The following is a 13,810-nucleotide window of genomic DNA, read 5'->3' on the forward strand; positions in this document are numbered from 1 at the left end:
GTGTGTCATTCACAGATGATTTGACTGACATGGCCTCATCGCGAGCAGGCTCACTCCTACAGGGGGTAGTGGTGAGTCTTCAGGCCTCGGTGAGATACCAACGCCAATCCTGCTCACCCACCTCAGCCATGAACTGCCGGTACTCGGCACGTTTCACCGCCAGATACACCCCGAGAAATTCCTGCCCCAAGGAATCCCGTGCCCACACCGAATTCTCCAGCGCCTGCAGCGAGGTCAGCCAATCGGTCGGCAGTAACTCCTTCGCCTGCGCATAACCATTGCCTTCAACCGGCGCACCCGGATCAAGGTCTTCACGAATGCCGCGATGAATCCCGGCAAGGATCGCCGCCGCTGCCAGATACGGGTTGGCATCGGCGCCGCAGATGCGGTGTTCGATGTGCCGGGTGTTGGCCGGGCCGCCCGGGACGCGCAGGCTGACGGTGCGGTTGTCGACGCCCCAGGTCGGCGCCAGCGGTGCATAGCTGTTGGCCTGAAAGCGTCGATACGAGTTGGCGTTAGGGCAGAACAGCAGCAGCGAATCGAGCAAGGATGCGAGCATGCCGCCAATCGCCGTGCGCAGCAGCGGCGTGCCGGCCGGGTCTTCGGAGGCAAACAGATTGTGTCCCGCGCCATCGGCCAGACTGACATGCATGTGCATGCCGGTGCCGGCCAGATCATCGAACGGCTTGGCCATGAAGGTCGCCTGCATGCCGTGCTTGTGGGCGATGGCTTTGACCAGCCGTTTGTAACGCACGGCCTGGTCCATCGCCTCCAGCGCATCACCGTGTTCAAGGGTGATTTCCACCTGGCCCGGCGCGTATTCGGAAATCGCCGTGCGCGCCGGAATGCCGTGCAGTTTGCAGGCGCCGTAGAGGTCGGCGAGGAACGGTTCGATCTGTTCCAGCTCACGCAAACCGTACACCTGAGTGTGTCGCGGTCGACCACCGTCAGCGTCCAGCGCCGGTTGTGGGCGGCCGTTGTGGTCGCGTTTGGCGTCGAGCAGATAGAACTCCAGTTCGCAGGCCATCACTGGGTGATAACCCTCGGCCTTGAGGTCGTCGATGACCTTGATCAGCAGGTGGCGTGGGTCAGCGATGCTCGCCGGCATGCCCTCGGTCGGGTGCATGCTCACCTGCACGGCGGCGGTCGGAATCTGCCGCCATGGCAGGCGCACCAGGCTGCCTTCCAGCGGGTAGGCGCGGCAGTCGATATCGCCGACGTCCCAGACCAGACCGGAGTTCTCGACGTCTTCACCCTGCACGGTCAGACCGAGAATAGTGCTCGGCAGCGGCCGGCCGCTTTCGTACACAGCGAGCAGTTCTTCGCGGTGCAACAGCTTGCCGCGCGGCACGCCGTTGGCGTCGAGGATGAACAGTTCGACCATGTCGATATCGGGGTTCTGTTCAAGGAACAGGCGTGCGTCTTCGATGGCTGCGAATTTCATAATCAATCACTCACGATGGCGCCGCATAGGCGCGCAGATTCGGGCCGGACACGACGCAGCAATAGGCGTGGCTGTCCTGGCAGGGATATCAAGAAGCAGGGGGCTGTCGCGGTTCTTTAACGGACGCGATCAGACAGACCGGGCGATATCCGGCGGGCGTGCGGAGTGACGCAGCTTGGAACGGCGCAGGGCCATGGGGAGATTGACGATACGATTCATACGCCGCCCCTGTGAGATAGGGCGCGCAGAGTAGAGACGTTCAACGATTTTCGTTGTTGTGGTGACGTACTCATAACGCGTGTTTCCGTTGGCGGAAAACGTCGGTGGCGGGCTGACCCGCCGACCGGTGTGCCCGGATAGTAAGGGGGAATTCGCGGGCGTGTAAACGGGAGATTCGCAGGCCAGGGTTCAGCGCATCAGGTGAAAGCCCAGCCCGGCGAGGGCGCAAACGATCAACACACTGATCACACCGCGCTTGAAAACGAACAGCGCCAGCGCCGCTGCAACCGCCAACATCAGCGAAAACAGATCCAGCGCCCCGGTAAAACCGTTCGGCCACATTACGTGATAGGCGAAAAAACACGCCAGATTCACAATCACCCCGACCACGGCAGCGGTGATTGCCGTCAGCGGTGCGGTGAACTTCAGTTCGTTGTGCGTCGATTCCACCAATGGCCCGCCGGCCAGAATGAACAGAAACGAGGGCAGGAAGGTGAACCAGGTCACCAGGGTTGCTGCCAGCGCGCCGGCGGTAAACGCATGTTCGGGGCCGAACGTCGGTTGCATGTAGGCACCGACGAAACCGACAAACGCCACCACCATGATCAGCGGGCCGGGGGTGGTTTCGCCGAGGGCGAGGCCGTCGATCATCTGTGTTGGCGTCAACCAGGCGTAATGCCCGACGGCGCCCTGATAGACGTAAGGCAGCACCGCGTAAGCGCCACCAAAGGTAAGCAGCGCGGCTTTGGTGAAGAACCAGGCCATTTGCGTGAAGGTGCCGTCCCAGCCGAACAATGCTGTCAACAACGCCATCGGTAAACACCAGAGCACTGCGCCGATCAACCCCAGGCGCAGCAGCTTCGGCAGGCTGAAACGGGCGTGTTCCGGCGCCGGCGTATCGTCGTCGATCAACGCCGGACCGAAGGATTTTTCGCTGTTGCGCGCACCACCGTTGCTGAACCGCTGCGGGGCGAAACGTCCACCCAGGTAGCCGATCAGCGCGGCCCCGAGAACAATCAAAGGGAAGGGCACGTTGAAGGCGAAAATCGCCACGAACGACGCCCCGGCAATCGCCCACAGCCAAGCATTCTTCAAAGCACGCGAGCCGATGCGATGCGCGGCGTGCAGCACTATCGCGGTGATCGCCGGTTTGATCCCGTAAAACACCCCGGCCACCGCAGGTACATCACCGAAAGCGACGTACAGCCACGACAAGCCAATCAGAATGAACAACGACGGCAACACAAACAGCGCACCGGCGATGACACCGCCCCAAGTGCGATGCAGCAGCCAGCCGATGTAAGTCGCCAATTGCTGAGCTTCGGGGCCGGGCAGCAACATGCAGTAGTTGAGCGCGTGCAGAAAACGCTTTTCAGAGATCCAGCGCCGGCGCTCGACCAGCTCCTGATGCATGATCGCGATCTGCCCGGCCGGCCCGCCGAAACCGATGCAGCCGAGTTTCAGCCAGAAGCGCCAGGCCTGGCGCAGGGTGACGGGATCGGGGCGGGGCAGGTTGTTCGGCGCTGTGCTCAAGCGAGACTCCGGGCTGAATACTGGCGGAGTGGCTATCTAATCAGACTTTCAACCCTCACCCCAGCCCTCTCCCAGAGGGAGAGGGGGCCGACCGAGTTGTCTTGCGTTATCCATCGACCTGAAGGATTGAGTCGATTATGGATTTGATGGTCACCCGAAGGGGCTGATCGAGGTGTCTGCCGTTCTCCATGACCGGAAAGATCCCATCGATTATGGATTCACCACAACTCCTTCACGTCGGCGTACTTCTGCAATATCCCCCAATCAGTCCCCTCTCCCTCGGGGAGAGGGCTAGGGTGAGGGGCTTTTGCTTTTCAGGCATGCGCCAGACTCCAGCGCAACGCCGCATTTTGATCACTCTCCCGCGCCTCGACCCAATGCGCACCCTGCGCCGTGGTCTCACGCTTCCAGAACGGCGCGCGGGTCTTGAGCACGTCCATGATGAACGCGCAGGCCTCGAACGCCATGTGCCGATGCTTGCTGCTGACCCCGACAAACACGATCGGCTCACTCACCGCCAACGCGCCGACCCGATGCACAATCTCCACCCCCAACAGCGGCCAGCGCTCGCGGGCCTCCTCGGCGATCTGCTCGAGGGCTTTTTCGGTCATGCCCGGATAGTGCTCAAGAAACAGTTCACTCACACTCTGACCAATATTCAGATCACGCACATAACCAATGAAATTCACCACCGCGCCCACCCGTGGATTGCGCGCGTGCAGATCAGCAGTCAGTTCGCCGACATCAAAGCTTTTGTGCTGGACTCGAATAGCCATCGATCAACCCCCGGTCACAGGCGGAAAAAACGCGATTTCATCAAAATCCTCAATCACCTGACTCGGCTGACACAGCTCCTGATTCACCGCGCACATCAGGTTGCCGGCGCCGAGCACTTCACGCCACAGATCGCCGCGCTGCATGAGCATTTGCCGCACGTCTTCCACGCTGCCCAAAACCTCAGTCAGCGGAATCTTTTCACCGCCCAGATTCAACCGGTCACGGTAGCTGGCGAAGTAGTTGATCAGGATCATTGCGCGTCCTCCCATTGAAAGTGCCCCGAGCGTCCGCCCTGTTTGCTGAGCAGACGGATATCGCCAATAACCATCGCCCGGTCCACCGCTTTGCACATGTCGTAAATGGTCAGCGCAGCAACGCTGGCGGCGGTCAACGCTTCGAGTTCGACGCCGGTCTGGCCGGTGAGCCGGCAAGTGCTGGTGATCTGCACGCGATCCGGTTCGCAGGCCGTGAGTTCGACGTGAATCGAACTGAGCAGCAACGCATGACACAGCGGGATCAGCTCGTGGGTACGTTTGGCGGCCTGGATGCCGGCGATCCGCGCCACCGCGAAGACATCACCTTTCGGATGACCGTTGGCCTGAATCATCTGCAGGGTTTGCGGGCGCATCTGCACCCAGGCTTGCGCACTGGCTTCGCGGCGGGTCGCAGCTTTGTCGCTGACGTCGACCATGTTGGCGCGGCCCTGATCGTCGAGGTGGGTGAGGGTGTGGCTCATGCGGAAATCTCCTGGATCGGGCTGTAAATTCGTGGGGCGTTGCGGTGCGGCACATGGATCAGATTGAGTCGATGCTTGAGCGCCCAACGCACGGTCAACGCGGTAGGCGCGGACAGACTGACGAGGGTGCCGAGGCGTGCGCGCACGGCTTTGTGGATCAGTTCGAGGCTGCAACGGCTGGTGACCACGACGAAGCCTTCAGCCGCATCGATGGCGTCGATCTGCATCGCGCCGATCAGCTTGTCGAGGGCGTTGTGGCGGCCGATGTCTTCGCGGCACAGCAGCGCTTCACCGTCGGCGCCGAAGTACAGCGCGGCGTGCAGGGCGCCGCTGCTGCGCGCCAGTTGCTGGGACTGTTCGATGCGTTGGCGAATGCCGTCGAAATGCTCTGCTGGCGGCAGTGCCGACGGTTGCAGAATTTGCAGTTGCGGCAGCGCCTGCTCCAGCGCTTCGACGCCGCAGATACCGCAGCCGCTGGTGCCGGTCATTTGCCGACGATGATCCTTCAAGGCCCAGAACGCCCGGCTGGAAATCTGCACATCGGCCTGACAGGCCTGATCGAAATGCGTGAGGCGGATATCGTAGATCTCGTCGACGCTGTCGATGATCGCGTTGCTCAGGCTGAAGCCACGGATGAAGTCTTCGAGGTTGCCGGGCGAGACCATCATCACTGCCTGGCTCAGGCCGTTGTAGGTGATGGCGAGGGCGATTTCCGCGGCCAGCGCGGCGTGGGAGATGGCGGCGTCGGGCAGGTATTCGCGAAACGCCACCTGCGCCGGTTGCGGGGCGGGAGCGTTGGGTTCGCTGGTGGATTCTGTGATGGTTTCGACTTGGCAGAGCATCTTGAAAGTCCCGAGGCGCTGAAGAGTGTTCAGGCTACGGGGGCGTTAAAAATGCGTCCAATCGCTTGTTCCGATGTGGTGATTGTTTTGGTCGATCAATCAGGATTTGTATCGACTGTTCGGGCCTCTTCGCGAGCAAGCTCGCTCCCACAGGGGAATGCATTTCAATTGTGGGAGCGAGCTTGCTCGCGAAGGCGGTCTGACATCCAACATCAATTATTCAGCGGGAACTTCTACCCCAAACAACTTCCGCGCCTCGGCAAAACACTTCTCGGCAATCGCCGACCGCGGTTCGGTCTTGCGCATCACCAGCCCCAATGGCGCGAGCACGCTGGCATCCGGCAATTGCATGAACGACAGGTGCTCGATCGGCTCTTCCAGGCCACTGTCCAGCGGCATGATCGCGCAGCAGAAGCCTTGGTGAATCGCCTGCAACAGCTGATAGGTCGAATCGCTTTCCATGATCGGCTGCGGGCTGAGGCCACGGCTGCGGAAGCTCAAATCGATGGATTTACGGTAATGCATGCCGGCGGTGATCATCCCCAGCGGTAGCTCGGCGGCGTCTTCCCAGCTCATTTCCGAGCCTTCGAAATGAAAGTGGCGGTTGTCGTAGAGCAGGCCGACACGGGTTTCACCAATCTCGAAAAACTCGAAATAGTTCGGGTTGACGTGATCGAGGTAGCACACGCCCAAGTCCAGTTGGTTGTTGCCCAGACCGGCGATGATCTCGTCGGAGCTGAGCGACGACAGGCTGAATTTCAACTCCGGATAAGTGGCGGACAAACCCTGAATGTAATTGACCGGGTTGAAGCTGCTTAGCGGCACCAGACCCAGACGCAAACTACCGACCAGTTGCCCGCGACACGCCGCCGCTTCGGCGAACAGACCGTCGTGAGCTGCCAGCAAGGTGCGCGCCCAGGCCAGCACACGCTCGCCAGCCTGGGTGAAACCTTCAAAGCGCTGGCCACGGTTGACCAGCACCAGATCCAGCTCGTCTTCGAGATTGCGCAGGCGCATCGACAGCGTCGGCTGGGTGATGTGGCAGCGTGCGGCGGCCTGGCCGAAGTGTCGGGTTTCGTCCAGCGCGATCAGGAACTTGAGTTGTTTGATGTCCACGATGGCACCTGCTCGATGGGAAATTTTTGATTGAGTATTGACGCAGATGCGCAAGGCGCACGAAAAGTGCAGGGTGCGACGATCTCATCTGGACGGATATTCGTCCAATCGGAACTGTTTAAGGGCCAATCGATCAGCTCTATCAGGCCCGATTCTGCTGGCGTCTGGCGAGGTGAAAAGCACCGATAGAGCGGGTCGATAATGTGGTTGGCCAGAGTGATTAGACAGTACTGATAAGTGGCACTTAGGCTGCTCGGCAATGTTGATTGACTGCTGCCGGAGAACTGCCATGAGCGCCAAAGCCGATGCCCTGTTTGTCCCCCTGAATATTGCCGTGCTGACGGTCAGCGATACGCGCGATTACGCCAGCGATACGTCCGGCCAGTTGCTGGTCAGTCGGTTGCTGGAGGCTGGTCATACGCTGAGCGAGCGCAACTTGCTGAAGGACGATCTGTACAAGATCCGCGCTCAGGTAGCGAACTGGATCGCCGACGAAGGCATTCAGGTGGTGCTGATCACTGGCGGCACGGGTTTCACCGGTCGCGACAGCACGCCGGAAGCGGTGGCTTGCTTGTTTGATAAGCAGATTGACGGCTTCGGCGAGTTGTTCCGGGCGATTTCGATTTTGGATATCGGTACGTCCACCGTGCAAAGCCGCGCGCTGGCCGGGTTGTCGAACGGCACGCTGGTGTGCTGCCTGCCGGGTTCGACTGGCGCTTGCCGCACGGCGTGGGAAGGCATTCTTGCCGAGCAACTCGATAACCGTCATCGCCCGTGCAACTTCGTCCCGCACCTGAAAGCCGCGCAAGCCTGCGGGCCACGCGGATGAGCAAGACACCGCTGATGCCGGTCGAGGATGCCCTCGACCAGTTGCTCGGCATGGCCAATGAGCAACGTCTGGCCGACAGCGAACTGCTGGCGCTCGACGATGCGCGTGGACGGGTGTTGGCCAGTGATCTGGTGGCGACACTCGACTTGCCGCCGTGGCCGAACAGCGCCATGGACGGTTACGCGCTCAATCTCGCCGATCTGCACCGACAGCCGTTGAAGGTCTCGCAAAAGGTTTACGCCGGGCAGGCACCGGACACGTTGCTGCCCGGCACCTGCGCACGGATCTTTACCGGCGCACCGCTGCCGCCCGGCGCCACCTGCGTCGAGATGCAGGAGAACGTCGAAGTGCTGGAGGACGGTCGCGTGCGCTTCTTGCAGCCGCTGAAGGCGGGGCAGAACATCCGCGCGCAAGGTCAGGAAAATCGCGTCGGCGACATCCTGCTGCGCGCCGGCAAACGCCTTGGACCGTTCGAACTGGCAGTCGCCGCCGGGCAAGGGCTGGCGCAACTGCACGTGGTGCGTCGCCCGCGGGTGGCGCTGCTGTCGACCGGTGACGAATTGGTCGAGCCGGGCCAGCCGTTGCGTCCCGGCAGCATTTACAACAGCAACCGCGTGTTGCTCGGCCACTGGTTGCGGGAGTTGGGCTGCGAAGTGATCGACGCCGGGATCCTCCCGGATCGACCAGCGCAGACGCGGCTTAAGCTTGAGCAGCTGCAAGTGAGCGCTGATCTGATTCTGACCACGGGTGGCGTATCTGCCGGTGATGCCGATTGCCTCGGGCAAGTGCTGCGTGACAGCGGTAAACCGTTGTTGTGGAAACTGGCGATCAAGCCTGGCAAACCGCTGACCGTGGGCCATTTCGGCACGGTGCCGGTGATTGGTTTGCCGGGCAATCCGACGTCGGCGCTGGTGACGTTCGGATTGTTGGCGCGGCCGTATTTGCTGCGCATTCAAGGTGTGGAAGATGTCATGCCATTGAGTTTTACGGTCAACGCGGGTTTCGATTGGCACAAGGCGGGCAGCCGTCGTGAATACCTGCGGGTGAAGCTGGAAGCAGGGCACGCAGTGCTTTATCCCAATCAAAGCTCCGGCGTCCTGCTCGGCGCCACCTGGGCCGATGGCCTGGTGGAAATCCCCGAGCACAGCACGCACAACCTCGGCGACCCGCTGCGCTTTATTCCGTTCAACGAACTGTTCTGACCTCAACACCAATCAAACAGTGGGAACGAGCCTGCTCGCGAAGGCGAAGTGTCAGTCAACATTGATTTTGGCTGATAGGGCCCCTTCGCGAGCAGGCTCGCTCCCACAATGGATTTGGCGCTCATCAATATCCGGGTGTGAATGCAAAACCTGTAGGAGTGAGCCTGCTCGCGATGACGGAGGGTCAGTCGACGAAGATGTTGACTGGGCCGCCGCCATCGCGAGCAGGCTCACTCCTACAGTGGTTTTGTGGTGGTCATCAATATCCGCGGTGTACGCGAACCCTGTGGGAGCGAGCCTGCTCGCGAATGCGGAGTGTCAGTCAACATCGATGTTGGCTGACAGGGCCCCTTCGCGAGCAGGCTCGCTCCCACAGGGTTTCGGGGTGTCTGGAGAGCTACGGATCAGCTCAGCACATAGTCCACCGGCTTCAGCGCCGGCGGCACTTCGGCGCCCAGTTCGGCGAGGATGTCGCGCTCGATGGTGCGCACCAGCGCATCGGTCGGCAGGTCGTTTTCGTCGCGGCCGAACGGGTCTTCCAGCTCATCGGCAATCGCATCCAGGCCAAAGAACGTGTAGCTGACAATCGCCGTGAACAGCGGCGTCAGCCAGCCCAGCGGCTCTGCCATGGCAAACGGCAACAGGATGCAGAACAGATAAATCGTCCGGTGCAACAGCAGTGTGTAAGGAAACGGCAGGGGCGTGGTTTTGATCCGTTCGCACACGGCTTGCGCCTGGGTCAGGCTGGTCAGGTGATTGGCCAGCAACATGTAGCGCCACTCAGTCAGCTCACCGCTCTGATGCAGATCGGAACACTGCTGGCCGATCGTTTGCAGAATGCGCCCGCTGTAATCCGGCGTATCTGGATCAGGTTTCGGCGTGATCCATTGGCTGCTCGCATCGGCCTCGCTTTCTTTACGCAACCGCGCGTTCAACGCATGAGCAAAACCACAAAGATTGAGCAGCAACGGTTTACGCTCGGCGGACTCGCGAATCACATGGGTTTCGCGAATCACCGAGCGAATGTGCACGATCACTTCGCCCCAAGCCTTGCGCGCTTCATACCAACGGTCATAACAGGCGTTGTTGCGAAAATTCATGAAGATCGACAGCGACAAACCCAACAACGTAAACGGCGTGGCGTTGACCTTGGTGAAGTTGCTCGGATGAAGGATTTCCACCAGCACGATGGCCGAAGCCAGCAGGGTGACCATCAACGTGCGCAGGGCGATGCGCTTGGCAATCGAACCCTTGAGGGTGAAGAGAATGGCGAACTGGTTGACCTTGGGTCTGATGATCATGCTGTGCGGTTCCGATAACCGATGAAACTGGCGGGATCAGCCGCCGGTCATGTTCATGAAGCGCACGACCTGAACATCATCGTTCACTTCGAAATTATGTCGATACGGCTTGAGTTTCATCGCCTCGACGATAGCTTTCTCCAGCCGCTGCGGTTGCCCCGGATGCGCACGCAGCACCGCTTTCAGATCCACCGAATGCTCGTTACCCAGACACAGTAGCAGGCGCCCTTCGACGGTGAGCCGCACGCGGTTGCAGGTGCCACAAAAGTTGTGGCTGTGCGGCGAGATAAACCCCAGGCGAATCTCCGGCGCCTCGGCCAGCCGCCAGTAGCGCGACGGGCCTTGCGTCGATTCCGCCGAGTCGATCAAGGTGTAGCGTTCGGCAATCTTTTCCCGCACTTGCGCGCTGGAGAAAAACGACTCGGCGCGGCTGTGTTCACTGATGATCCCCAGCGGCATCTCTTCGATGAAAGAGACGTCGAGCTGACGATCAATGGCGAAGCTGACCAGATCATTGATCTCTTGATCATTACGGCCCTGCATCACCACGACGTTGAGTTTAGTGCGAGTAAAACCGGCCTTGCGCGCGGCATCGATGCCTTTGATCACTTGCGCCAGATCGCCGGTGCGGGTCATTTGTTTGAAGCGCTGCGGATCGAGGCTGTCGAGGCTGATGTTCAGGCGTTTGACCCCGGCGTCGAACAGCGGCGCGGCGAGTTTGCCCAGTTGTGAGCCGTTGGTGGTCATGCACAGTTCGCGTAGCCCGGGCAGGGCGGCGATCTGCTCGCACAACTTGACCACGCCCGGACGGATCAGCGGCTCGCCCCCGGTGAGGCGAATCTTGCGCGTGCCGAGCGCCACAAAGCTCTGTGCCAGTTGATAGATCTCTTCCAGCGTGAGGATTTTTTGCCGTGGCAGAAACTGCATGTCTTCGGCCATGCAATAGACGCAGCGGAAGTCGCAGCGGTCGGTCACCGACATGCGCAGATAGTCGACGCGGCGGTTGTAACCATCGATCAAGACACGCTCTGACATGACAGCCTCGCAGGAATGAAAACCCCGGTTGAAGGAGTTTGGTCAGCGCAGGTTATGGCTAACTTCAAGTGCCGTCCAATCACTGTTAATGAACAGCTGATTGATTCCGTCGATGATGAGTTATTTTGCGCAAAAAGTTGCTTCGTTAGTTTCGCAAGGCCCTGTAAGTAAAGGGTTTTAATCCGTGATAGATGCTTTCGATAAGGCAGTCATTAATAGCGATTAGACAATGTTTTGTAACGGTTCATATCCTTGCCCCGGCAAACCCAACGACCACTTTGCAACCTTGAAAGTCGGCCGTCGCTGTTTAACCGAATCAGGTTCATGCCTGTGTGCATCGTCATGGAGAGTCCCATGTCACAAGTCGACCGTTACAAACCCTACAAAGGCGCCGCTGCCGGTTGGGGCGCTGTCATCAGCCTGACCAAGAGCTGGCTGGGCAGTGAAAACGCCCTGAAAAACATTCGGGCCATGCTCAAGACCAACCAGAACGGCGGCTTCGACTGCCCGGGTTGCGCCTGGGGCGAAGCGCCGGGCGCGAGCATGTTGAAGTTCTGCGAGAACGGCGCGAAAGCGGTGAACTGGGAAGCGACCGGGCGCTTGGTCGACCCGGCGTTCTTCAACAAGTACACAGTGTCGAGCCTGGCCGAGCAGAGCGACTACTGGCTGGAGTATCAGGGCCGTCTGACCCACCCGATGCGCTATGACGCGCGGGTCGACCGCTATGTGGAAATCAGCTGGGAAGATGCGTTCGCGCTGATCGCTGATCACCTGAAAAACCTCAAATCGCCGCACGAGGCCGAGTTCTACACCTCCGGCCGTGCGAGCAATGAAGCGGCGTTTCTCTATCAATTGTTCGTCCGCGCGTTCGGCACCAACAACTTCCCCGACTGCTCGAACATGTGCCATGAAGCCAGTGCGGTGAGCATGATCGAGACCCTCGGCGTCGGTAAAGGCACTGTCGTTTACGAAGATCTGCATCACGCCGACGCGATTTTCGTCATCGGCCAGAACCCCGGCACCAACCACCCGCGCATGCTCGAACCGCTGCGTGAAGCGGTGAAACGTGGCGCCCAAGTGGTGTGCATCAATCCGCTGAAAGAGCGTGGCCTGGAGCGTTTCCAGAACCCGCAGAACCCGCTGGAAATGCTCAGCAACGGCTGGGAAGCGACCAACACTGCGTACTTCCGCCCGGCGCTGGGTGGTGACATGGCAATGATTCGCGGCATGGTCAAATTCCTCCTGCAGTGGGAACGCGAAGCGCAGGCAACGGGCGGCGAACCGGTGTTCGATCATGCGTTCATTGCCGAGCACACCACAGGGCTCGACAGCTATCTGGCTGAAGTCGAGGCGACAAGTTGGGAGCACATTCTCGAGCAGTCCGGCGTGCCGTTGCATGACATCGAACTGGCCGCGCGCATGTATGGCCGCGCCAAAAGCGTGATCATGTGCTGGGCCATGGGCCTGACCCAACACGTGCACTCGGTGGCGACCCTGCAGGAAGTCATCAACCTGCAACTGCTGCGCGGCAACGTCGGCCGTCCGGGCGCGGGGCTGTCGCCGGTGCGCGGCCACAGTAACGTGCAGGGCGACCGCACCATGGGCATCAACGAGCTGGCGCCGAAAGACTTGATGGACGCGCTGGAAAAACGCTTCAACTTCGACGTGCCGCGCATGCACGGGCACAACACGGTGATGGCGATCGGCGCCATGGAACGTGGCGAAGCCAAGGTGTTCATCGGTCTGGGCGGCAACTTTGCCCAAGCCACGCCGGACACCCCGCGCACCCACGCCGCGATGCGCAAACTCGATCTGACCGTGCATATCGCGACCAAGCTCAACCGCAGCCATTTGGTCACCGGTCGCGACGCGCTGATTCTGCCGTGCCTCGGGCGTACCGACATCGATATCCAGGCTGAAGGCCCGCAAGGCGTAACCGTCGAAGACACGTTCAGCATGGTGCATTTGTCGTTCGGTCAGTTGAAGCCGAAGTCGGCGCAGTTGAAATCCGAGCCGGCGATCATTGCCGGGATCGCCGCCGCGACGTTGGGCAAGCATCCGATCGATTGGGAGTGGGTGGTGGGGGACTACGGGCGCATCCGCAACCTGATTGCCGATGTGATTCCGGGCTTCGAAAACTTCAATGAAAAACTGCTGATTCCGGGTGGCTTCCACCTCGGTAACGACGCTTCGGATCGGGTCTGGAACACCGCCAGCGGCAAGGCCCAGTTCACCCCGTGCGTGCTGCCCGAGCACTTGATCAGCGAAGGTGTGCGCAATCTCCCGGTGAAACCGCATCTGATTCTGCAAACCATGCGTTCCCACGATCAGTACAACACCACGCTGTATGGCCTCGATGACCGTTATCGCGGTGTTTACGGCATGCGCGATGTGATCTTCGCCAACGAGCAGGACATCCAGCGCCTGGGTTTCGAGCCGGGGCAGAAGGTTGATCTGGTAGCGCTGTGGGACGACGAACGTGAACGTCGGGTCAGCGGTTTTACTTTGATCGCCTACGACATTCCGGCAGGGCAGGCAGCGGCGTACTACCCGGAAACCAATCCGCTGGTGCCGCTGGAAAGTTACGGCGACCGAACCTACACGCCGACTTCCAAATTCGTGGCGATCCGCCTCGAAGCCGCGAAGGTCAGCAACCTGATTCCGTCGTCGGTGGCGTAATCCGCAACCTATAAAAACCATAGCAATTTGACTGGCTGCAGGCGTTCGCGCCTGGCGGTGGCCCGGGTTTGTGCTGCCGCTTTTCAGCCTGGATGAG

At 60.3% G+C, this 13,810-nt stretch carries 12 protein-coding genes; 3 read left to right on the forward strand and 9 right to left on the reverse strand.

Annotated features, from left to right (window positions below; genetic code table 11):
* Positions 1-79: 79 nt before the first annotated feature.
* The 7 genes from CKW17_RS01405 to CKW17_RS01435 form a co-directional block, all read right to left on the reverse strand.
* Complete coding sequence (locus tag CKW17_RS01405; protein ID WP_095118373.1) at positions 80-1,444, reverse strand: glutamine synthetase family protein; 1,365 nt, start codon at positions 1,442-1,444, stop codon at positions 80-82.
* A gap of 408 nt (positions 1,445-1,852) precedes the next feature.
* A complete protein-coding gene (chrA, locus tag CKW17_RS01410) occupies positions 1,853-3,196 on the reverse strand; it encodes a chromate efflux transporter (RefSeq protein WP_095118374.1) in 1,344 nt (447 codons plus the stop codon).
* 314 nt (positions 3,197-3,510) lie between these two features.
* Complete coding sequence (gene moaE / locus CKW17_RS01415; protein WP_095118375.1) at positions 3,511-3,972, reverse strand: molybdopterin synthase catalytic subunit MoaE; 462 nt, start codon at positions 3,970-3,972, stop codon at positions 3,511-3,513.
* Positions 3,973-3,975: 3 nt separating this feature from the next.
* On the reverse strand, positions 3,976-4,227 hold the full coding sequence (locus CKW17_RS01420; RefSeq protein ID WP_095118376.1) for a MoaD/ThiS family protein: 252 nt from the start codon (positions 4,225-4,227) through the stop codon (positions 3,976-3,978).
* Positions 4,224-4,709: a cyclic pyranopterin monophosphate synthase MoaC gene (gene moaC, locus CKW17_RS01425; RefSeq protein WP_007918944.1), complete on the reverse strand. Its 486-nt coding sequence runs from the start codon at positions 4,707-4,709 to the stop codon at positions 4,224-4,226. The genes CKW17_RS01420 and moaC overlap by 4 nt, the downstream gene beginning before the upstream one ends.
* The gene (fdhD, locus tag CKW17_RS01430; RefSeq protein ID WP_095118377.1) at positions 4,706-5,551 is read right to left on the reverse strand and encodes a formate dehydrogenase accessory sulfurtransferase FdhD; all 846 of its coding nucleotides are present in this window, start codon (positions 5,549-5,551) and stop codon (positions 4,706-4,708) included. Before fdhD ends, moaC begins: the two co-directional genes overlap by 4 nt.
* A 216-nt stretch (positions 5,552-5,767) precedes the next feature.
* Complete coding sequence (locus CKW17_RS01435) at positions 5,768-6,667, reverse strand: LysR family transcriptional regulator (RefSeq protein ID WP_095118378.1); 900 nt, start codon at positions 6,665-6,667, stop codon at positions 5,768-5,770.
* Positions 6,668-6,956: 289 nt separating this feature from the next.
* Between CKW17_RS01435 and moaB the strand changes: the two genes are divergently transcribed.
* A complete protein-coding gene (gene moaB, locus CKW17_RS01440) occupies positions 6,957-7,496 on the forward strand; it encodes a molybdenum cofactor biosynthesis protein B (RefSeq protein WP_095118379.1) in 540 nt (179 codons plus the stop codon).
* Positions 7,493-8,698 carry a gephyrin-like molybdotransferase Glp gene (gene glp, locus CKW17_RS01445; protein WP_095118380.1) on the forward strand — a complete coding sequence of 402 codons (1,206 nt, stop codon included), beginning with the start codon at positions 7,493-7,495 and terminating at the stop codon, positions 8,696-8,698. The genes moaB and glp overlap by 4 nt, the downstream gene beginning before the upstream one ends.
* 404 nt (positions 8,699-9,102) lie before the next feature.
* Here glp and CKW17_RS01455 read toward each other — a convergent pair whose 3' ends face one another.
* The gene (locus CKW17_RS01455) at positions 9,103-9,999 is read right to left on the reverse strand and encodes a bestrophin family protein (protein ID WP_095118381.1); all 897 of its coding nucleotides are present in this window, start codon (positions 9,997-9,999) and stop codon (positions 9,103-9,105) included.
* 36 nt (positions 10,000-10,035) lie between these two features.
* On the reverse strand, positions 10,036-11,034 hold the full coding sequence (gene moaA, locus CKW17_RS01460; protein ID WP_095118382.1) for a GTP 3',8-cyclase MoaA: 999 nt from the start codon (positions 11,032-11,034) through the stop codon (positions 10,036-10,038).
* 354 nt (positions 11,035-11,388) lie between these two features.
* Here moaA and CKW17_RS01465 point away from each other — a divergent pair, with 354 nt between their 5' ends.
* Complete coding sequence (locus CKW17_RS01465) at positions 11,389-13,713, forward strand: FdhF/YdeP family oxidoreductase (protein WP_095118383.1); 2,325 nt, start codon at positions 11,389-11,391, stop codon at positions 13,711-13,713.
* The last annotated feature ends 97 nt before the right edge of the window (positions 13,714-13,810 follow it).

The organism is Pseudomonas sp. Irchel s3f10, assembly GCF_900187515.1.
GTDB lineage: Bacteria > Pseudomonadota > Gammaproteobacteria > Pseudomonadales > Pseudomonadaceae > Aquipseudomonas > Aquipseudomonas tensinigenes.

Excerpts from the sequence above, each read along its gene's own strand:
- CKW17_RS01405 (WP_095118373.1), bottom strand. The coding sequence starts at position 1,444 with ATGAAATTCGCAGCCATCGAAGACGCACGCCTGTTCCTTGAACAGAAC.
- moaE (WP_095118375.1), bottom strand. The coding sequence starts at position 3,972 with ATGGCTATTCGAGTCCAGCACAAAAGCTTTGATGTCGGCGAACTGACT.
- CKW17_RS01420 (WP_095118376.1), bottom strand. The coding sequence starts at position 4,227 with ATGATCCTGATCAACTACTTCGCCAGCTACCGTGACCGGTTGAATCTG.
- moaC (WP_007918944.1), bottom strand. The coding sequence starts at position 4,709 with ATGAGCCACACCCTCACCCACCTCGACGATCAGGGCCGCGCCAACATG.
- fdhD (WP_095118377.1), bottom strand. The coding sequence starts at position 5,551 with ATGCTCTGCCAAGTCGAAACCATCACAGAATCCACCAGCGAACCCAAC.
- moaB (WP_095118379.1), top strand. The coding sequence starts at position 6,957 with ATGAGCGCCAAAGCCGATGCCCTGTTTGTCCCCCTGAATATTGCCGTG.
- glp (WP_095118380.1), top strand. The coding sequence starts at position 7,493 with ATGAGCAAGACACCGCTGATGCCGGTCGAGGATGCCCTCGACCAGTTG.
- CKW17_RS01455 (WP_095118381.1), bottom strand. The coding sequence starts at position 9,999 with ATGATCATCAGACCCAAGGTCAACCAGTTCGCCATTCTCTTCACCCTC.
- moaA (WP_095118382.1), bottom strand. The coding sequence starts at position 11,034 with ATGTCAGAGCGTGTCTTGATCGATGGTTACAACCGCCGCGTCGACTAT.
- CKW17_RS01465 (WP_095118383.1), top strand. The coding sequence starts at position 11,389 with ATGTCACAAGTCGACCGTTACAAACCCTACAAAGGCGCCGCTGCCGGT.